The organism is Caulobacter sp. 05T431 (assembly GCF_056665975.1).
The window spans coordinates 56,734-76,229 of sequence record NZ_JBFTKU010000029.1; the positions used below are offsets into that span (position 1 = coordinate 56,734).

At 68.0% G+C, this 19,496-nt stretch carries 19 protein-coding genes and 1 pseudogene; 13 read left to right on the forward strand and 7 right to left on the reverse strand.

The window, feature by feature from the left end; genetic code table 11:
• Positions 1-23: 23 nt before the first annotated feature.
• Positions 24-1,211, reverse strand: coding sequence for an acetyl-CoA C-acyltransferase (locus tag AC1U89_RS22180; protein ID WP_029910840.1), 1,188 nt, complete (start codon positions 1,209-1,211; stop codon positions 24-26).
• Between the two features lie 337 nt (positions 1,212-1,548).
• Between AC1U89_RS22180 and AC1U89_RS22185 the strand changes: the two genes are divergently transcribed.
• Positions 1,549-3,939, forward strand: a complete 2,391-nt coding sequence (locus AC1U89_RS22185) for a TonB-dependent receptor (protein WP_479901805.1) — start codon at positions 1,549-1,551, stop codon at positions 3,937-3,939.
• Positions 3,940-4,048: 109 nt separating this feature from the next.
• On the opposite strand, the gene AC1U89_RS22190 is transcribed toward AC1U89_RS22185, so the two are convergent.
• From AC1U89_RS22190 to AC1U89_RS22205, 4 genes and pseudogenes are all read right to left on the reverse strand, one after another.
• Complete coding sequence (locus tag AC1U89_RS22190; protein WP_479901806.1) at positions 4,049-4,465, reverse strand: YybH family protein; 417 nt, start codon at positions 4,463-4,465, stop codon at positions 4,049-4,051.
• A gap of 64 nt (positions 4,466-4,529) precedes the next feature.
• The gene (locus AC1U89_RS22195) at positions 4,530-5,225 is read right to left on the reverse strand and encodes a TPM domain-containing protein (protein WP_479901807.1); all 696 of its coding nucleotides are present in this window, start codon (positions 5,223-5,225) and stop codon (positions 4,530-4,532) included.
• Positions 5,225-6,004 carry a TPM domain-containing protein gene (locus tag AC1U89_RS22200; protein ID WP_479901829.1) on the reverse strand — a complete coding sequence of 260 codons (780 nt, stop codon included), beginning with the start codon at positions 6,002-6,004 and terminating at the stop codon, positions 5,225-5,227. The genes AC1U89_RS22195 and AC1U89_RS22200 overlap by 1 nt, the downstream gene beginning before the upstream one ends.
• 79 nt (positions 6,005-6,083) lie before the next feature.
• Positions 6,084-6,713 (reverse strand): annotated as a pseudogene (locus tag AC1U89_RS22205) (LemA family protein); the annotation flags it as partial.
• Between the two features lie 268 nt (positions 6,714-6,981).
• On the opposite strand from AC1U89_RS22205, the gene AC1U89_RS22210 reads away from it, so the two are divergent.
• Entirely contained in the window at positions 6,982-7,935 is a 954-nt protein-coding gene (locus tag AC1U89_RS22210; protein WP_479901808.1) for a DUF1254 domain-containing protein, read from the forward strand.
• A 27-nt stretch (positions 7,936-7,962) separates the two neighbouring features.
• Here AC1U89_RS22210 and AC1U89_RS22215 read toward each other — a convergent pair whose 3' ends face one another.
• Positions 7,963-9,261: an acyl-CoA dehydrogenase family protein gene (locus AC1U89_RS22215; RefSeq protein WP_479901809.1), complete on the reverse strand. Its 1,299-nt coding sequence runs from the start codon at positions 9,259-9,261 to the stop codon at positions 7,963-7,965.
• Between the two features lie 149 nt (positions 9,262-9,410).
• Between AC1U89_RS22215 and AC1U89_RS22220 the strand changes: the two genes are divergently transcribed.
• From AC1U89_RS22220 to AC1U89_RS22265, 10 genes are all read left to right on the forward strand, one after another.
• Complete coding sequence (locus tag AC1U89_RS22220) at positions 9,411-10,616, forward strand: FAD-dependent oxidoreductase (protein ID WP_479901810.1); 1,206 nt, start codon at positions 9,411-9,413, stop codon at positions 10,614-10,616.
• 265 nt (positions 10,617-10,881) lie between these two features.
• The gene (locus AC1U89_RS22225) at positions 10,882-11,217 is read left to right on the forward strand and encodes a DUF8200 family protein (protein ID WP_479901811.1); all 336 of its coding nucleotides are present in this window, start codon (positions 10,882-10,884) and stop codon (positions 11,215-11,217) included.
• A gap of 222 nt (positions 11,218-11,439) precedes the next feature.
• Positions 11,440-11,682 (forward strand): acyl-CoA thioesterase domain-containing protein, encoded by a 243-nt coding sequence (locus AC1U89_RS22230; protein ID WP_479901812.1) that lies wholly within the window; start codon positions 11,440-11,442, stop codon positions 11,680-11,682.
• Positions 11,683-11,892: 210 nt separating this feature from the next.
• Positions 11,893-12,447 (forward strand): F0F1 ATP synthase subunit delta, encoded by a 555-nt coding sequence (locus AC1U89_RS22235; RefSeq protein WP_479901813.1) that lies wholly within the window; start codon positions 11,893-11,895, stop codon positions 12,445-12,447.
• Between the two features lie 48 nt (positions 12,448-12,495).
• Positions 12,496-14,028, forward strand: a complete 1,533-nt coding sequence (gene atpA / locus AC1U89_RS22240; protein ID WP_479901814.1) for a F0F1 ATP synthase subunit alpha — start codon at positions 12,496-12,498, stop codon at positions 14,026-14,028.
• 7 nt (positions 14,029-14,035) lie between these two features.
• Complete coding sequence (locus tag AC1U89_RS22245) at positions 14,036-14,665, forward strand: pseudaminic acid biosynthesis-associated methylase (protein ID WP_479901815.1); 630 nt, start codon at positions 14,036-14,038, stop codon at positions 14,663-14,665.
• 7 nt (positions 14,666-14,672) lie between these two features.
• Positions 14,673-15,548, forward strand: coding sequence for a F0F1 ATP synthase subunit gamma (locus AC1U89_RS22250; RefSeq protein ID WP_479901816.1), 876 nt, complete (start codon positions 14,673-14,675; stop codon positions 15,546-15,548).
• A gap of 55 nt (positions 15,549-15,603) precedes the next feature.
• The gene (gene atpD / locus AC1U89_RS22255; RefSeq protein ID WP_479901817.1) at positions 15,604-17,226 is read left to right on the forward strand and encodes a F0F1 ATP synthase subunit beta; all 1,623 of its coding nucleotides are present in this window, start codon (positions 15,604-15,606) and stop codon (positions 17,224-17,226) included.
• Positions 17,226-17,474: a hypothetical protein gene (locus tag AC1U89_RS22260; protein WP_479901818.1), complete on the forward strand. Its 249-nt coding sequence runs from the start codon at positions 17,226-17,228 to the stop codon at positions 17,472-17,474. Before atpD ends, AC1U89_RS22260 begins: the two co-directional genes overlap by 1 nt.
• Complete coding sequence (locus tag AC1U89_RS22265) at positions 17,474-17,734, forward strand: ATP synthase F1 subunit epsilon (RefSeq protein WP_479901819.1); 261 nt, start codon at positions 17,474-17,476, stop codon at positions 17,732-17,734. Before AC1U89_RS22260 ends, AC1U89_RS22265 begins: the two co-directional genes overlap by 1 nt.
• Positions 17,735-17,811: 77 nt before the next feature.
• Here the strand turns inward: AC1U89_RS22265 and AC1U89_RS22270 are convergent, their stop codons facing one another.
• Positions 17,812-18,684, reverse strand: a complete 873-nt coding sequence (locus AC1U89_RS22270) for a bile acid:sodium symporter family protein (protein WP_479901820.1) — start codon at positions 18,682-18,684, stop codon at positions 17,812-17,814.
• Between the two features lie 236 nt (positions 18,685-18,920).
• Between AC1U89_RS22270 and AC1U89_RS22275 the strand changes: the two genes are divergently transcribed.
• On the forward strand, positions 18,921-19,451 hold the full coding sequence (locus tag AC1U89_RS22275) for an NMCC_0638 family (lipo)protein (protein WP_479901821.1): 531 nt from the start codon (positions 18,921-18,923) through the stop codon (positions 19,449-19,451).
• Positions 19,452-19,496: the final 45 nt, after the last annotated feature.

The window sequence follows — 19,496 nt, forward strand, 5'->3', positions numbered from 1 at the left end:
ATGCGCCTGTCCCCAGTCGTTACTTAGAAGATTTCGAACAACCCGGCGGCGCCCATGCCGCCGCCGATGCACATCGTCACCACGCCCAGCTTGGCCTTGCGGCGCTTGCCTTCCAGCAGCAGGTGGCCGGCGCAGCGGGCGCCGGTCATGCCGAAGGGGTGGCCGATGGCGATCGAGCCGCCGTTGACGTTGTACTTCTCCGGGTCGATGCCCAGGCGGTCGCGGCTGTAGAGGCACTGCGACGCGAAGGCCTCGTTCAGCTCCCACAGGTCGATGTCGTCGACCTTCAGGCCGTGGCGCTCCAGCAGGCGCGGCACGGCGAAGACCGGGCCGATGCCCATCTCGTCGGGCTCGCAGCCGGCGATGGCGAAGCCCTTGAACAGGCCCAGCGGCTCGAGGTTGCGGCGGGCGGCCTCCTTGGCGTCCATGATCACCACGGCGGCGGCGCCGTCCGACAGCTGGCTGGCGTTGCCGGCGGTGATGAAGTTGCCCGGACCCTTGACCGGCTCCAGCTTGGCCAGGCCCTCCAGGGTGGTCTCGGGACGATTGCACTCGTCCTTGGTGACCACGTAGTCGACCAGGCTCTCTTCCTTGGTCTCCTTGTTGACCACCTTCATCTTGGTGGCCATCGGCACGATCTCGTTGTCGAACAGGCCGGCGGCCTGCGCCGCGGCGATGCGTTGCTGGCTGCGCAGCGAATATTCGTCCTGGTATTCGCGGCTGATGTTGTAGCGCTTGGCCACGATGTCGGCGGTGTCGATCATCGCCATCCACAGGGCCGGCTTCTCCTTCATCAGCTTGTCTTCGGTGATGTGGAAGCGGTTCATGTGGCCGCCGCCCTGCACCAGCGAGATCGACTCCACCCCGCCGCCGATGGCGACCGGCGCGCCGTCGTTGCGCACGTAGTTGGCGGCGGTGGCGATGGCCTGCAGGCCCGACGAGCAGAAGCGGTTGACGGTCTGGCCCGAGGTGGTGACCGGCAGGCCGGCCCAGATGGCGGCGTTGCGGGCCACGTTCATGCCGGTGGCGCCTTCGGGACCGCCGCAGCCCAGGACCACGTCCTCGACTTCCGGACCTTCCAGCCCGGCGCGCGACACGGCGTGCTGGATGGCGTGGCCGGCCATGGCCGCGCCGTGGGTGTTGTTGAACCCGCCGCGGTTGGACTTGGCCAGGCCCGTCCGGGCGTAAGAGACGATGACCGCTTCGCGCATTGGGCGCACTCCCCTTTAAAACGTTAGTTTGAATTGGCGGCCACCCTAGACCGGGATTTCCCGGCGCGAAAGGTCACGCGAACGTAAAGCGGAAGAGGGGCCGATAGCGGTAACGCTTGGCAGGAAAAGCCTTAGAGCTTGACCATTGAGATGTGCCACCCGCCAAGCACTCCTTGGACATTGTTGCCCGTAATCCACGCGTGCGGGGAAAGATCATTGCGCCATGGCAATGATCTTGTTTGGCGTTGACTTTCGATGATTCGAGAAAGAACGCTTAGGTTGTGGCCGAAAATTATAATTTTAAATGGCCGCTGAAAACCGAAAGCGGGAGGAATTCATGCGTTCTGTAAAGCACCGGCGGCAGGCATGGCTGGCCGCGTCCGCTCTGGCGGCGGCGTCGATCGCCTCGCCCGTGGCCGCCCTGGCCCAGCAGTCCAACGCCAGCAACAACACGGTCGACGAACTGGTCGTCACCGCCACCAAGCGCGACGCGACGATCCTGGACGTGCCGTTCTCGATCAACGCCCAGACCGAGGCCGACATCCAGAAGACCGGCGCGGTGACGCTGGAGGACCTGTCGCGCAACGTGGCCGGCCTGACGATCCAGAACCTGGGGCCGGGCCAGAGCCAGGTGGCCGTGCGCGGCGTCTCGGCCGGCCAGGTGGTCCGCGACCAGCCGGGGGTGAAGGAGCAGGTCGGAGTCTATCTCGACGAGTCGGTGATCTCGCTGTCGCTGTTCACGCCCGACGTCGACCTGTTCGACCTGAACCGTGTGGAGACCCTGCGCGGACCGCAGGGCACGCTGTTCGGCTCGGGCTCGGTGGGCGGCACCATCCGCTACATCACCAACCAGCCCAAGCTGACCGACCAGCAGGCGATGGTCGAGGCCAACTTCAACGTGCTGCAGGGCGGCGACGTCGGCGGCTATCTGAAGGGGATGGTCAACCTGCCGCTGTCGGACAAGGCCGCCCTGCGGGTGGTGGGCTACGACACCGAATACGCCGGCTTCGTCGACGCCCTGGGCGAGGGCGGGACACGCAAGAAGAACGTCAATGACGGCTCCCGTCGCGGCGGCCGGGTCTCGCTGCTGTTCCAGCCGACCGAGACCATCAGCATCACCCCGCGCCTGGTCTATCAGGAGATCAAGGCCGGCGGCTTCAACCGGCAGGAGGCGTTCAACCTGTTCGCCAACCCATTCACCACCACCCGCCCGGCGATCACGATGGGCGAGCGCGAGCAGTACCTGCTGCTGGACGAGAGCTTCGGCGACAAGACCTTCCTGGGCGACCTGACCGCCAGCTTCGGCTTCGACACCGTCGAACTGACCTCGGTCACCAGCTACATCGACCGCAAGATCGACGTGAACCGCGACGCCAGCGCCCTGACCGGCAGCGTCTCGGTGGACCTGGGCTTCCCCGACGCGGCGGTCACCCTGCCGTCCAAGCTGGTCGACACCACCGACCTGGAGCAGTTCACCCAGGAGGTGCGCCTCAGCTCGCACAGCKACAGCCCGTTCCAGTGGCTGGTCGGGGCGTTCTACTCGAAGGTCGACCGGGTCTATAACCAGCGCCTGCCGACGCCGGGCTACGACGCCTACACCGACGCGACCCTGGGGGCGGGCACCTCGGCCGCCGTGGCCAACGGCTTCCCGGCCAACTCGCCCTACAACGCCTCGCTGCCCTACGACATCAAGCAGAAGGCGGTGTTCGGCGAGGCCAGCTACGAGATCGACAAGTGGACGGTCACGGCCGGCGGCCGCTACTACGACTTTAACGAGGAACGCCGGTTCACCTCGGGCGGCCTGTTCGCCAACGGCGACGACCAGACCGACAAGACCTCGTCCGACGGTTTCACTCCGCGCCTGCTGGTCAGCTACAAGGCCAATCCGGACCTGACCTTCAACGCCCAGGCCTCCAAGGGCTTCCGGCTGGGCGGGGTCAACGACCCGCTGAACCTGCCCCTGTGCTCGCCGCAGGACGAAGCCATCTTCGGCGGCTACCAGAGCTATGACGACGAGACCCTGTGGAACTACGAGGGCGGAGTGAAGTCGCGGTTCGGGCGTGTCAGCTTCAACGGCGCGGCGTTCTACACCGACATCAAGAACCTGCAGACCACCCTGGACGCCGGCTCGTGCTCGTCGCGCGTGGTGTTCAACGTGCCCAAGGCCCACACCATGGGGGTCGAGGGCGAGCTGACGGCCCGCCTGGCCAACGGCTTCGACCTGGGCGTCTCGGGCAGCCTGGTGGAGGCCGAGTTCGATTCCACGGTCACGGACGGCACGGGCGCGGTGATCGGCGGCATCCGCGACGGCAACCGCCTGCCGTCGGTGCCGAAGTTCCAGATCTCGGTCAACGCCACCTATACCCGCAGCCTGACCGCGACCATGGATGGCTATGTCACCGCCTCGTTCCAGCACGTGGGCAGCCGCTACACCCAGCCCAGCGACCAGGAGGACAACCCGCGCTCGTTCGTCTCGGGCCTGCCGTTCGGCGGGGCCTCGGGCAACGACGCCACGACCCTGAACCTGAAGCTGCCCAGCTACGACATCATCAACCTCAGCGCCGGCGTGCAGATGGACAACGGCCTGGACGTCATCGTCTACGTCAACAACGTCGCCGACGAGAACGCCCTGCTGTCATTCGACCGCGAACGCGGCGGGCGGGCGCGGCTGGGCTACACGATCGGCCAGCCGCGCACCGCGGGCCTGACGATCCGCAAGTCGTTCTAGGCCTGGGTTGGGGACACGCCCTTGGGCGTGTCCCTATCGGCATCCACGGAGCCAGGACTTGGGGACACGCCGCGAGGGCGTGTCCCCGGTTTGGGGCGTGTCCCCGATCTTATTTCGGCTCGGGCTCGACCAGCATGTCCGCGTGGCGGTGGATCATCTTCCAGTCGCCGTCCTCGCGGCGGAAGACCTCGGTCACCCGCAGGTGCATCTCCACCGCCTGGTCCTCGCCCGCGAACAGCACGCTGGCGTGCTGCAGGCCGGTCCAATAGGCCAGGTCGCCGCTGGCCTGGCTGTGCAGGATCTCCAGCGTCGTCTCGCCGCCGGCCTGCATGCTGCGGGCCCCGCGGGCGTTCACCGCCGTGACGTGGCCGGCGCCCTGCTCGCGCCCGCCGCGCGGCGGGAAGAAGGTGGCCGGATTGGCCTGGGTCGCGATCTCGCCCAGCGGTCCGGCGTCGCCGTTGACATAGGCCTGGGCCACGCGCCGGCGCTGATCGAGGAAGGCGGTGAAGTCGTCCTGTTGGCTCATCGGGTCCTCCTGGTCGTCACGCCCAGAACGCGCGACGGCGGCGGATGTAGCCCGCGCGACTGTCCTATCGTGGCAGCACCGTCAGGCCGTCCGGCAGTTCATTGACGTCGCCCGGGCGCGGCGGGACGTGGGCGGCCAGGATGGCGCCGGTGCGGGCGATGGCGGCCACGAAGCCGTCGGCCACGGCCCCGCGCTTGAGGCCGGCGACCAGGTCGGCCACCACCTCGTCCCAGACCGCCGTCGGGGCGGCGGCGTGGATCCCCGCGTCGGCGATCACCTCGACGCGGTGCTCGGCCAGGGCCGCGAAGATCAGCACGCCGGTGCGCTCGCGGGTCAGGTGCAGGTCCTTGGCCAGGAAATAGTCCATGGCCGCGTGGCGGACCCGGGCCGTCTTGACGGGTCCCGGGATCAGGCCCCGGCGCACGGCGGGGATCGAGACCAGGGCGGCCGTGACCGCGAAGATCGCCGCCTGCAGGCCGACATAGGTCAGCAGGGCCGAGAGGATGGCCACGTCGTGGGCGGCCTCGTGGCCGACGCTCCAGCCGCCGAACAGCCGGCTCAGCATCTCGGGGCGGAAGCCCGCCAGCAGGGCCAGGGCCGGCAGCAGCAGGGCCGCGCTGGTCGCCCAGATCAGCGGCACGGCGCGGTCGTCGCCGACCTCGGGGGCCAGCACGCAATAGATCTCGCCGGCGGTGGTCTTCTCGGCCTCGGCCACGGCCTTGGCGATGCGCTCCTGGTCGGTCTGCGAAAGCGTGTGCATCACCAACTCCCCGAAGAACCGCCGCCGCCGAACGAACCGCCGCCGCCCGAGAAGCCGCCGCCGCCTCCCCCGCCGCCGGAGAAGCCTCCGCCGCCGCCCCGGCCGCCGCTCAGCATGCCGTTCAGGATGATCCAGGGCAGGGCCGAGCCCAGCCCGCCGCGCCGGCCGCGCCGGCTGAACATGTTGCTTAGGATCACGATGACGATGAACAGCACGATCAGGACCAGGATCGGCGAGGGCCCGGCGTTGCGCTCGGCCTGGTGCGAGACCTTGAACGCCTGCTCGGCCTTGGCCTTGGCCTCCTCGTCGGGCAGGCCCAGCTGCTGGATGATCGCGTCGGTCCCGGCCGTGACCCCGCCCTCCAGGTCGCCGGCCTTGAACTTGGGCAGGACGGCCGTCTGGATGATGACGMTGGACAGGGCGTCGGTCAGGATCGGCTCCAGGCCGTAGCCGACCTCGATCCGCACCTTGCGCTCGGCGGGGGCGACGATCAGCAGGGCGCCGGTGTTGGTCCCCTTCTCGCCGATGCCCCAGGCGCGGCCCAGCTGGTAGCCGTAGTCCTCGATCTCATAGCCCTGCAGGCTGGGCACGGTGGCCACCACCAGCTGGCGGCCGGTGGTCTTCTCCAGGTTCTCCAGCTTGGTCGTCAGCTCGGCCTCGACCTGCGGCGACAGGATGTTCGCGCCGTCGACCACGCGTCCGGTCAGGGGCGGGAAGGTCGGGGCGGCGGCCAGGGCCGGCGTGGGGAGGGCCAGCGTGGGGAGGGCGAAGGCCAGGATCGCCCACGCCAGGAGCGCGGCGACCCATCCCTTCCCGTTGTCCAGGCGCGCGGAGACGCCCCCTCCGTCGCGGCGCGAGACGCGCGGTGTTGGCGGCCGGGGCAGGCGGGGCGCTGAAGTCGATGCTGGGCGCCGACTGGGCGTTGGCCGTGGCCTGGAACAGCTGGGCCGGCTTCTGGCTGCCATACAGGGTCTTGGCCCAGATGATGCTGGGGAAGGTCCGCAGCGTGGTGTTGTAGACCTGGGCGGTGTTGTTGTAGTCGCGCCGGGCGATCGAGATGCGGTTCTCGGTGCCTTCCAGCTGGCTCTGCAGGGCCAGGAAGTTCTGGTTGGACTTCAGCTCCGGATAGCTTTCCTGGATCATCATCAGTCGGCCCAGCACGCCCGACAGCTTGTCCTGGGCGGCGGCGTACTGCTGGAACTGGGCCGGGTCGGTGATGGTCGAGGCGTCGACCTTGACCTGGGTGGCGCTGGCGCGCGCCTGGGTGACCTCGACCAGCACGCCCTTCTCCTGGGCCGCATAGCCCTTCACCGTCGCCACCAGGTTGGGGATCAGGTCGGAGCGGCGCTGATACTGGTTCTGCACCTCGGCCCAGGCGGTCTTGGTCGCCTCGTCCTGGGTGGGGATGGTGTTGATCCCGCAGCCGGCCAGCAAGACGGCGGCGGCGAAGACCGGGGCGAGACGGGTGAGGGTTCTGAGCATGCGCATGGAAGTCCCTTCGAACCGGGTTGGATCCAAGTATGGCGGCGTTCCAGGCACACTAACGACGCGCGTCCCGCCGATGCAAATGCGATAACGACCTGAGCTTGTATTTTCACGCAATGCGCGCGCTTGTCATCATGGAAACGTCAGGCGCGTAGGGACGCTCCAAAGCACGGGCCCACGGGTTTCCATGCCCTGGCTGCGGGGGTTTCCCCGATTGCGGGCGGTCGCCGTCGCCCTTGATCCTGTGGCGGGTCCACAGGAAGGGCGCGTCATGTCCGTGATTGTAAACGCCGACAATTTCGTCCGGGCCGAAACCGACAACTACATGCTCGGCTTCGTCAGGAACGGAGCGCTCGGGAAATTCTTCCACGTCAGGGAGCCGGCCGCGATCGACAAGCAGGATGTCGTCCGGCTCAATCGCGACACGCTGTACAGTCAGGGACTCTTCGACCTGGACGCCGGCGATGTGACGATCACCTTGCCCGACGCCGGCGCGCGGTACATGGCGCTGCAGATCATCGATGAGGACCACTATACGCACGGCGTCGAGCACGCGCCGGCCCGCAGGGTCCTGACCAAGGCCGACATCGGCACGCGATATGTCGCCGCGCTGGTGCGGACGTTGGTCGATCCGACCGACGACGCCGACTTGAAGGCGGTTCATCGACTGCAGGACGCGGTGACCGTCACCCAGGCCGGGGCCGGAGTCGCCGATTTTCCCGATTGGGACCAGGCCAGCCTGACCGAGGTTCGCGACGCCCTGAAGGTGCTGGGCTCGGGGCTCTCGAACTTCGAGCACGCGTTCGGTTCGCGGACGGAGGTCGATCCGTTTCGCCGCCTGGTCGGCGCCGCAGCGGGCTGGGGCGGCAATCCGGATTCCGAGGCGATGTACATCGGCGGTCAACCGGAGGCCAACGACGGCCGGACCGTCCATCGGCTGACGGTCAAGGACGTGCCGGTCGACGGCTTCTGGTCGATCAGCATCTATAACGCGGCCGGCTATTTCGAGCACAACGGCCGGGACAGCTACACCATCAACAGCGTCACCGCCGAGAGGGACGCCGACGGCTCCATCACGGTGCAGTTCGGTGGATGCGACGGACCGGCCGGCAACTGCCTCTCGGTTCCCCCGGACTGGAACTACCTTGTGCGCCTCTATCGGCCGCGCGCGGAGGTGCGGGAGGGTCGATGGGTCTTTCCGAAGCCCGAGCCGGCGGCGGGATGAAGACTGGCAGCTCGGCGGCGACCCGACCTACAGTCCCTCGGCCGCGAACGCCGCCTTGCGCGGGCCGATGTAGCCGAACAGCCAGGCGGCGACCTTGCGCATCTGGATCTCCTCGCTGCCCTCGGTGATCCGGTAGCGGCGATGGTGACGGTAGATGTGCTCGAACGGCTTGTGGCGCGAATAGCCCAGGCCCCCGTGCACCTGCATGGCCCGGTCGGCGGCCTCGCAGCAAAGGCGGTTAGCCCAGTAGTTGCACATCGACACCTTGTCGGAGAGCCGCTTCTCGACCTCCGGCTTGGTCATCTGGTCCATCTCCCAGGCGGTCTTGCGGATCAGCAGGCGCAGCATCTCGGCCTGGGTGGCCAGCTCGACCAGCGGGAACTGGATCGCCTGGTTCTCGGCCAGCGCCTTGCCGAACGGCTTGCGCGTGCGCGCGTACTTCACACTCTCTTCTATGCAGAAGACCGCCGCCCCCAGGCTGGAGGCCGCCTGGCGGATGCGGTTCTCGTGCACGAAGTGCTGGGCCAGGGCCAGGCCGCCGCCCTCGGGACCGAACATCGCCTCGTCCGGGACCCAGACATTGGTGAAGCTGACCCGCGGGTGGTCGGTGGGCATGTTGAAGGTCCAGAGGTACTCCTCGATCTTCACGCCCGGCGCGTGGGCCGGGACCAGGAAGCAGGTGATCCCCCGCGCGTCGCCGTCCTCGCCGCCGGTGCGGGCGAACAGGGCGCAGTGGGTGGCCACGTGCATGCCGGTGGTCCACATCTTCTCGCCGTCGATCCGCCATCCCTGTTGGCCGTGGCGCTCCTCGCGGACGGCGCGGGTCTCCATGAAGGTGGCGTCCGAGCCGTGGTTGGGCTCGGTCAGGCCGAAGGTCGGGCGGAAGGCGTGGCGGTCCAGCATGTCGGGGATCAGGTGCTGCTGGTCGGGCCGGCCGAAGTCGCGGATCATCAGCACGAACGGATTGTTGCCGACGATCGAGTGCTCGTTCTGCAGGTCGTTGAACAGGCCCAGGCCCTTGGCCGCCAGGTGCTCTCGGATCACCGCCATCCACAGGTTCGACCCGTCCTGGCCGCCGTACGCCTTGGGCAGGGCGAAGCGGTAGTGGCCGGCGGCGTCGGCCAGGCCCCGGGCCTTGGCCAGCAGTTCCTCCCACTCGCGGCGCGGCAGGCCGCCGCCGTCCCAGTCGGTGCGGGCCCATTCGCGGCGGTGGTCGAAGAAACGCTCGTTGTCGTGCTCGGCCTGCAGGGGCGCGATCGTGTCGGCGATGAACGCGTCCAGAGTCGCCAGATAGGCCGTCAGTTCCGCCGGCGGATTGAAGTCCATGACCGCGTCTCCTCGAAGCTTCTGTGAGCCTTGAAAAGCAGCATGCGCCCCCCTTCGGGCGGACGACAACCGTGACGTGGGGGAACGCGCTTGGCGGGAGGCCGGGGCCCTGGTTAGGGTCGGCGCGGGTCAGTATGGGGGAGGCGTCCATGATCACGACGAGCAGCCGGCGCGCCGTGCTGGCGGGACTGGGCGGGCTGGGCGCGACCAGCCTGGCCGGCTGCGTGACCCAGGGCGGAACCTCGGGCGGCCTGATCGCCCCCGCCCGTCCGGCCTTCGTCGTCCCGCCGCTTGCGCCACTGCGGATGAGCGCCGACCGCATCACCAAGATCACCGTCTGCCTGCGGCCGTTCCGGGCCGCCGGACCACGGTTGGACGTCGAGACCGTCGGCGACAAGCGCGTGGTGCACAACTACGGCCACGGCGGCAGCGGCTGGTCGCTGTCGTGGGGCTCGAGCGCCATCGCCGCCGGCAAGGCCCTGGAGGACGGGACCAAGGAGGTCGCGGTGATCGGCTGCGGCGCCCTGGGCCTGACCTCGGCCCTGCTGCTGCAGCGGGCCGGGGCCAAGGTGACGATCTACGCCAAGGACCGGACGCCCCAAACCCGGTCGTTCCGGGCCACCGGCACCTGGTCGCCCGACTCGCGCGTCGCCGACGCCGACAAGGTCGCGCCCGGCTTCCCCGCCCTCTGGGAGGAGATGGCCCGCACCTCCTACGCCACCTACCAGACCCTGCTGGGCCTGCCCGGCGAGCCGGTGTCGTGGAGCGACCGCTACACGCTCTTCGGCGGCGGGGCCGGCGGCGGTCCGCGCGGACCCCGCCCCGCCGGGTCGATCCACTTCGCCGAATACGGCGAGCGGCTGCACGACATCGTGCCGGGCTTCCAGGACCTGCCGGCGGGCTCGCATCCGTTCCCGGTCGAGCGGGTCCGGCACGGGACCTCGATGCAGTTCAACGTCACCGACCTGGCCCACATGCTGACCAACGACTTCCTGTCCGAGGGCGGCAGGATCGTGGCCATGACCTTCGACACCCCCGCCGACCTGGCGCGGCTGAAGGAGCCGGTGGTGGTCAACTGCACCGGCTATGGCGCGCGGGCGCTGTGGAAGGACGAGACCATCACCCCGGTGCGCGGCCAGATCGCCTGGCTGGCCGCCCAGCCCGAGGTCCACTACGGGGTCTATTACAAGCATGTCTCGGTGCTGCCGCGCCCGGACGGGATCGTCGTGCAATATGTCGGCGACAGCGACATGTGGGGCTACGGGATCGACGTCGAACGGCCGGACCGGGCCGAGGCCGAGAGCGCCGTGGCGACGATCGCGGAGCTCTATGACAGGGCGGCGGGCCGCGCCTGATCGCGCCGTTTTCTCCGGGCGCGCGCCGTTTCCTCGCCGGCGTCCGGCCGTTTCCGGAAAAAACGCCGCGTTTCATTAAAAAATGCTCATGCGAAATAAATTCCGCTTGCGCAATTTCTGAACGCTGATATCTAAGCAGTGCTTAGTTCTGATCCGAAGCATCGGTGGGGATACCGGTGCTGACATCCCCGGGTCAGGGCGACCAGTACAGCTTATCGCCGATCATTCGATCTCTACTCCCCTGTACACGCTGGAGGGCTCTCTGATGAAGCTCCAATCCCTGGCGGCTGCCGCCGCCCTGACGACCTGCCTGTTCGCCGGCTCGGCCTTCGCCGACGGCCGCATCGCCGTCGCCCTGCAAAACCCGGTCGCCGCCAAGACCAAGGTCGTCGCCGGCGGCGCGGTCTTCGTCTGCGACGGCGCCGAGTGCGTCTCGACCGCCGCCCCGTCGCGGGCCCTGACCGCCTTGGCGTGCAAGGCGCTCGCCAAGGAAGTCGGCCCCGTGGCCGCTTTCGGCGGCGACACCAAGTCGCTGGACGCTGACGACCTGACCCGCTGCAACGCCTCGGCCAAGGCCGGCGTGCAGACGGCCGCGAAGTAAGCGTCTCTATCTACCCGGACGTTCTGGGGCTCCCCCGCCCTGTCCGGCTGTTTCCTCGAGCATTCGCCTGATGGGGCGGCGGGCTGGTTCCGCCGCCCTTTTTCTTTCGGCGGACTAGGACTAAAGCGCGTTCGCTTCCGAACCCGCTTTAGATTTCAGGCGCGCGCTTTCTTCACGCGAACCGGTATCCACTTCGCTTGAAAACGCTTTATGGACCCCGTCATGAGCACCTCGACCGCCGCCCTGCTGGAAGACGCCCTGCGCCAGATCGCCGGGCCCGACGCCGAACCGACCTCGATGACCGTCGACTACGGCGCGTCCGTCGCGGACGGGGCCCTGGCCGGCAAGGCCTGGATCGAGCGCTCGACCCGCAGCCTGGTCTTCGCCCAGGCCGAGCTCCGTACCGACGACGGAAACCTGGTCGCCGCCGCCTCGGCCGTGTTCCGCAGGGTCACCCAAGCGTAGCCGGACCGGTTTTACGAAACGCGGCGCCCCTTACGCATTGGCCTTGGTTGCGACTGCGAAGGCTGCGTGTTATCAGGCGCGCGGCTTCGGACAGGGCAGCGCGTCAGCGCCGGCCGTCCATGCGCTTTTTCCAAGCGCGCTCAAGCCTTTAAGCCGGGATGAGGGTTAATCTTCTTGTCCGCGGCGATTGCAACGCACCGGGCGGAACAAGTGGCGGACGAAACCAAGGCGACGGATGCGGGTCAGCGCTATGCGCAGTCCCTGTTCGAACTGACGATCGAGAGCAACCAGCTGACCAAGGTCGAGGCCGACCTGAAGTCCCTGCGGGCGATGGCGGCCGAGAGCGCCGACCTGCGCCGGCTGATCGAGAGCCCCGCCTTCTCGGCCGAGGACAAGGCCAAGGGCCTGGTCGCCGTCGCCACCAAGGCCAAGTTCCAGCTGCTGACCGCCAAGTTCCTGGGCCTGGTCGCCAGCAACGGCCGCGCCGGCGACCTGCTGGGCGCCATCAGCGCCTTCGTCGAGCTGTCGGCCCAGCACCGCGGCGTCGTGACCGCCGAAGTGGTCACCGCCAAGGCCCTGACCGCCGCCCAGCTGAAGGGCGTGTCGGCCGCCGTGGCCACCGCCGTCGGCAAGACCCCCGAAATCTCGACCCGCGTCGATCCGTCCATCCTGGGCGGCATCAAGGTGCGTGTCGGCTCCCGCCTGTTCGACGCCTCGTTCCGTTCGAAGCTCGATTCCCTGAAATTCGCCCTCAAGCGCGCTTAAGCGTATAAGCGCGCCCAAAAAATAGATCGCAGAGAGCCCAAGACAGCCATGGACATCCGCGCCGCCGAGATTTCGGCCATCCTCAAGTCGCAGATCGCCAATTTCGGCGAAGAAGCCGCCGTCTCCGACGTCGGCCAGGTGCTGTCCGTCGGTGACGGCATCGCCCGCATCTACGGTCTGGACAATGTCCAGGCCGGCGAAATGGTCGAGTTCCCGAAGGCCGGCGTGAAGGGCATGGCCCTGAACCTCGAGCGCGACAACGTCGGCGCCGTGATCTTCGGCCAGGACCAGGCCATCAAGGAAGGCGACGAAGTCCGCCGTCTGGGCGAGATCGTCGACGTGCCGGTCGGCCGCGGCCTGCTGGGCCGCGTGGTCAACCCGCTGGGCGAGCCGATCGACGGCAAGGGCCCGATCGAATACACCGAGCGTCGCCGCGTCGACGTCAAGGCCCCGGGCATCATCCCGCGCAAGTCGGTGCACGAGCCCGTGCAGACCGGCCTGAAGTCGATCGACACCCTGATCCCGGTCGGCCGCGGCCAGCGCGAGCTGATCATCGGTGACCGTCAGACCGGCAAGACCGCCGTCGCCATCGACACCATCCTGAACCAGAAGGCCGCCAACGCCGGCAAGGACGAGAGCGCCAAGCTCTACTGCGTCTACGTCGCCATCGGCCAGAAGCGTTCGACCGTCGCCCAGATCGTCAAGACGCTCGAAGAGCACGGCGCCCTGGAATACACGATCGTCGTCGTGGCCTCGGCCTCGGAACCGGCCCCGCTGCAGTACCTGGCCCCGTTCTCGGGCTGCGCCATGGGCGAGTGGTTCCGCGACAACGGCCTGCACGGCCTGATCATCTATGACGACCTTTCCAAGCAAGCCGTCGCCTACCGCCAGATGTCGCTGCTGCTGCGCCGCCCGCCGGGCCGCGAAGCCTATCCGGGCGACGTCTTCTATCTGCACTCGCGCCTGCTGGAACGCGCCGCGAAGCTGAACGAAGACAACGGTTCGGGTTCGCTGACCGCTCTGCCGATCATCGAAACCCAGGCCAACGACGTGTCGGCCTACATCCCGACCAACGTGATCTCGATCACCGACGGCCAGATCTTCCTGGAAACCGACCTGTTCTACCAGGGCATCCGCCCGGCCGTGAACGTCGGCATCTCGGTGTCGCGCGTCGGCTCGTCGGCCCAGATCAAGGCGATGAAGCAGGTCGCCGGCCCGATCAAGGGCGAGCTGGCCCAGTATCGTGAAATGGCCGCCTTCGCCAAGTTCGGCTCGGACCTGGACGCCTCGACCCAGAAGATGCTGGCCCGCGGCGAGCGCCTGACCGAGCTGCTGAAGCAGCCGCAATACGCCCCGCAATCGGTCGAAGAGCAGGTCTGCGTGATCTACGCCGGCACGCGCGGCTATCTGGACAAGATCCCGACCTCGTCGGTCCGCCGCTTCGAAAGCGAGTTCCTGGCTCGTCTGCACAGCCAGCACAAGGACCTGCTGGACGGCATCCGCACCAAGAAGGCCCTCGACAAGGACCTGGAGAACACGCTGAAGAGCGCGCTCGACAGCTTCTCGGCGACCTTTGCCTAGCTGATCGATGGCTGATCACCCCAAATCCTTGGACGCATGGTCCGGCGAGTTCGGCGACCGCTACACGCAACGTAGCGGCGCCACCGTCGAGGCCGTTCGCGGCCGCACCCGGGTTTGGGGCGAGGTGCTTTCGCGCATGACCGGCGACATGCCCAAGAGCGTCCTGGAAGTGGGGCCGAACGTCGGCCTCAACCTCCTGGGCATCCAGGGCCTGTCGGACATGGAGCAATGGGCCATCGAGCCCAATGCTTCGGCCCGCAAGCAGCTGATCGAGAACGGCGTCCTGCCGGCCGAGCGGTTGTTCGAGGGTTTCGGTCACAGCATCCCGCTGGCCGACGGCGCGGTGGACATGGCCTTCACGGCCGGCGTCCTGATCCACGTCGATCCCAGCCAGCTGGAGGCGACGATGCGCGAAGTGCACCGCGTGGCTTCCAAGTACGTCTTCTGCTCCGAGTATTTTTCGCCGAAGGCCGAAACGATTACCTACCGTGGCGAGCAAGATCTTCTGTTCAAGAACGATTTCGGCTCGCTCTACATGGATATGTTCCCAGATCTGCAGTTGGTCGATTACGGGTTCTTCTGGAGAAGAACGACCGTGATGGACGACAGCACCTGGTGGTTGTTTAGGAAGGTCTGATAGGCGGATGGCAAGCCTAAAGGAAATGCGCAATCGGATCTCGAGCGTCAAGGCGACGCAGAAGATCACGAAAGCGATGCAGATGGTGGCGGCGGCCAAGCTGCGCCGGAGCCAGGACGCGGCGGAAGCCGCCCGTCCGTACGCTCGGCGTCTGTCGAACGTCATCGCCAACCTGGCCGCCGGCGTGTCCGGCGACGGGGCTCCGGCCCTGCTGGCCGGAACCGGCCGTGACGACCGTCACCTGGTGATCGTCGCCGCCGCCGACCGCGGCCTGGCCGGCGGCTTCACCTCGTCGATCGTCCGCGCCGCGCGCGAGCGGATCGACACCCTGATCCGCGACGGCAAGGACGTGAAGATCGTCTGCGTCGGCAAGAAGGTCACCGCCCAGCTGAAGCGCCCCTACGGCGACAAGGTGGTCGAGAACTTCGACCTGTCGGCCTATCGCCAGTTCACCCTGTCGGTCGCCCAGCCGATCGCCGACGTCGTCATCCGCGCCTACGAAGGCGGCGAGGTCGACGTGGTCACCCTGTTCTACAGCCGCTTCAAGTCGGTGGTGCAGCAGGTCCCGACCGCCCTGCAGCTGGTCCCGGCCGTGATCGAGGGCGCCGAGCCGACCTCGGGTCCGGCCGCCGTCTACGAGTACGAGCCCTCGGAAGAGGCCATCCTCGAGACCCTGCTGCCGCGCAACCTGACGGTCCAGATCCTGTCGGCCCTGCTCGACAACATGGCCGGCTTCTACGCCAGCCAGATGACGGCGATGGACAACGCCACGCGCAACGCGGGCGATATGATCAAGCGCTACACCCTCGAATACAACCGTTCCCGCCAGGCTCAGATCACCAAGGAGCTGATCGAGATCATCTCCGGCGCCGAAGCCGTCTGATCCTGAACCCAACCATAAAACGCCGCACGAGCCCGTACGAAAGACCCTGAACGCCATGGCCAAGACCCCCGCTAAGGCTCCCGCCGCCGCCGCCAAGCCGGCCGCCGTGAAGAAGCCCGCCGCCCCGAAGGCTGCCGCCGCTCCGAAGGCCGCCGCCGCCGCTCCCGCCAAGAAGGCGGCTGCTCCCAAGGCTCCGGCCGCCGCCAAGGCCGCCGCTCCGAAGGCCGCCGCCACCATCGGCGCCGCCACCGGCAAGCTGGTGCAGGTCATCGGCGCCGTCGTCGACGTCGAGTTCGAAGGCCCGCTGCCGGCCATCCTGAACGCCCTGGAGACGGTCAACACCGCTTCGGGCCAGCGCCTGGTGTTCGAAGTCGCCCAGCACCTGGGCCAGAACACCGTCCGCGCCATCGCCATGGACGCGACCGAAGGTCTCGTCCGCGGCCAGGCCGTGCGCGACACCGGCGAGCCGATCCGCGTTCCGGTCGGTCCCGGCACCCTGGGCCGCATCATGAACGTCATCGGCGAGCCGATCGACGAGCAGGGCCCGATCCAGTCGGACATCTACCGCACGATCCACCGCGACGCCCCGTCGTTCGCCGACCAGACCAACACCGCTGAAGTGCTGGTCACGGGCATCAAGGTCATCGACCTGATGTGCCCCTACACCAAGGGCGGCAAGATCGGCCTGTTCGGCGGCGCCGGCGTCGGCAAGACCGTGACGATGCAGGAACTGATCAACAACATCGCCAAGGCGTACGGCGGTTACTCGGTCCTGGCCGGCGTGGGCGAACGCACCCGCGAAGGCAACGACCTGTATCACGAGATGATCGAGTCGAACGTCAACGTCGACCCGAAGGCCAACAACGGCTCGACCGAAGGCAGCCGCTGCGCCCTGGTCTACGGCCAGATGAACGAACCCCCGGGCGCCCGCGCCCGCGTCGCCCTGACCGGTCTGTCGATCGCGGAATACTTCCGTGACGAAGAAGGCAAGGACGTGCTGCTGTTCGTCGACAACATCTTCCGCTTCACCCAGGCCGGCGCCGAAGTGTCGGCTCTGCTGGGCCGCATCCCCTCGGCCGTGGGCTACCAGCCCACCCTGGCCACCGAGATGGGCAACCTGCAGGAGCGYATCACCTCGACGAACAAGGGCTCGATCACCTCGGTCCAGGCCATCTACGTGCCCGCCGACGACCTGACCGACCCGGCCCCGGCCGCCTCGTTCGCCCACTTGGACGCCACCACCGTTCTGTCGCGCGACATCGCCGCCCAGGCCATCTTCCCCGCCGTCGATCCGCTGGACTCGACCTCGCGGATCATGGACCCGCTGGTCATCGGCGAAGAGCACTACAACGTGGCCCGCTCGGTCCAGGAAGTGCTCCAGCAGTACAAGGCCCTGAAGGACATCATCGCCATCCTGGGCATGGACGAGCTGTCGGAAGAGGACAAGCTGACGGTCGCCCGCGCCCGTAAGATCCAGCGCTTCCTCAGCCAGCCGTTCCACGTCGCCGAGCAGTTCACCAACACGCCGGGCGCCTTCGTCCAGCTGAAGGACACCATCCGCTCGTTCAAGGGCATCGTGGACGGCGAGTACGACCACCTGCCGGAAGGCGCCTTCTACATGGTCGGCCCGATCGAGGAAGCCGTGGCCAAGGCCGAGAAGATGGCTGGCGAAGCCTGATGACCGACTTCGAGGATCAGATCGGCTTCTGCTGCGAGGAGCTGGAGGAGGCGGTGTCTTCGGACCCCGAGGCCTCCCTCATCGAGCATGACAGCGGCCTGATCCTCCTCAACCTGGGTCAGCGGGAAGCGGACGGCGAGACGGGCACGGTGCTGGCCACCATCCGCTTCTGCCCGTTCTGCGGGACCGAGATCCAGACCGATGAAGACATCGAAGCGGCCCTGGGCGCCGTGGAGACCTACGACTGATGGCCAAGCTGCACTTCTCCCTCGTCGCGCCCGAGCGCGAACTGTTCTCCGCTGAGGTGGACCAAGTCGACGCCCCGGGCACGGAAGGCGATTTCGGCGTCCTGCCGAACCACGCCCCGTTCATGACCACCCTGCGCGAGGGCCGGGTCACGGTGCGCGACGGTTCGACCGTGCGCCTGTTCGACATCCAGGGCGGTTTCGCGGACGTCGGTCCCGAGGGCTTCACGATCCTGGCCGAACACGCGGTCGAAGCGGTCTAACGACCGGCTTCATCGCCGAAGGCAAGACGGCCCGGGCGCGAGAGCGTCCGGGCCGTTTCGCGTTCGGGGCGTGGTCGTCAGACGCCGAGATCGACCGCTCCGGCGGCGCCGGAGCGCTTGCGCCAGGTCACGTACGGGATCGAGACGACGATGTTGACGATCAGGAACAGCAGCACGGCCGGAACCAGCGCCTTGGACTCGGGGAAGTTCACGTGGGCGACGGCCAGGGCCAGGCCCGGATGCCGCGATGCGGTCGCCAGGGCCAGGACGGTGCGGTCGCCGGGGTCGGGGCCGCCCAGGGCGTGGCCCACGGCCAGGCCGACGACCACGAAGGCCACGAACGCCAGCACCGTGCCGTCGCCCACCAGACCGGCCATGTGCCGCCACTGGCTGACCAGGATCAGCAGGGCGACCACCACCAGCAGCAGGAGGCCGGCCTTGGAGACGATCGGCGCCAGCTTGGCGGCCAGGGGCGGCGCGAAGAAGGCCAGGGCGATCCCGACCAGCAGCGGGACCAGGATCGTGACCGCGACCACGGACGCCACCTTGGGGGCGGCGATGTCCAGCGGCACGCCCAGCACCCGCTGGATCAGCTCCAGGGCCAGGGGGATCCAGAGGATCGACACCAGGCCCATGGTCGCCAGCAGGCTGATGGCGTAGCTGGCGTCGCCCCCGGCCTTGAGCTGCTTGCGCGGCAGGATCGGCGGCGTCGGGGCCAGGGACAGGGCGATCAGCATGATGGCCACCGGGGCGGACAGGCCCACKAACTTGACCAGCAGCACGGCCACGATCGGCATGACCAGCATGATCGCCAGGGCCGATCGCGCCGCCAGGGCCGGATGCCGGACGAGATGGAGAAGGTCCTTGGGGCGGGCGTTCAGGCCCAGGGCGAAGACGATCGCCACGATGCTGACCTTGACGCCCAGGGGAACCAGTTCCGCCAAGGTCATCGAACCCTCCTCGCAAGCGGCCCCCAGGTTTCGCGCGGCGGGGACGCCCCACTCTCCCGTCGTCGACCCGGCGCCGCCATACGGCAAAGACCTCGTTCGGCCCCCGCAATTCCCGATGTCCGGCGTCGGCGCGCGACCAGGGCGTCTCGCTTCCAGGTCGTCTGGATAACAATGTTCTCCCGAGGGTGGATTGCGGCTAGTCTGGGTCCGCGCCCGTCGGCGCCGGGGGAGCCGCGATGCGCGTTCTAGCCACCATCCTGACCCTGGCCGGTTTCCTGGCCGTCGGCTCGGCCCAGGCCGTGCCGACCTATCGGCAGCAGGTGGTCGACGTCTTCAAGAGCGTCTGCCTGCCGGCCGGGACCAATGTCGCGGCGATCGCCTCGACAGCCGCCACCTTCAACTGGCAGCCAGCGCCGCCCTCGATCAAGGCCCTGTGGCAGGGACCAGCCACCAAGGTCTGGGTCTCGCCTCAGACCGCCCGCCTGTACCTGGCCCAGTCGCCGCAGGACGGCTACTGCCAGGTCGGCTACTACGACGGCGCCCAGCCGGTCACCGGCGACCCGGCCGCCTTCTCCACGATGCTGCGCAACATCATGATCCACGCCGGCATCGCCGTCGGCTCGGGCTTCGTGAAGACCGCCGAGGACAACCAGCTGATCCAGAAGGGCACCTATGTCTCGCCCGCCTATCCGAACCTGAAGATGTACGTGGTCGTCGCCAACTTCCCCGACGCGGCGACCTTCGTGCTGAGCACCGCCAAGCCTTAGCGGGCGAAAACAGAACGGCCCGGGCGCACGAGGCGTCCGGGCCGT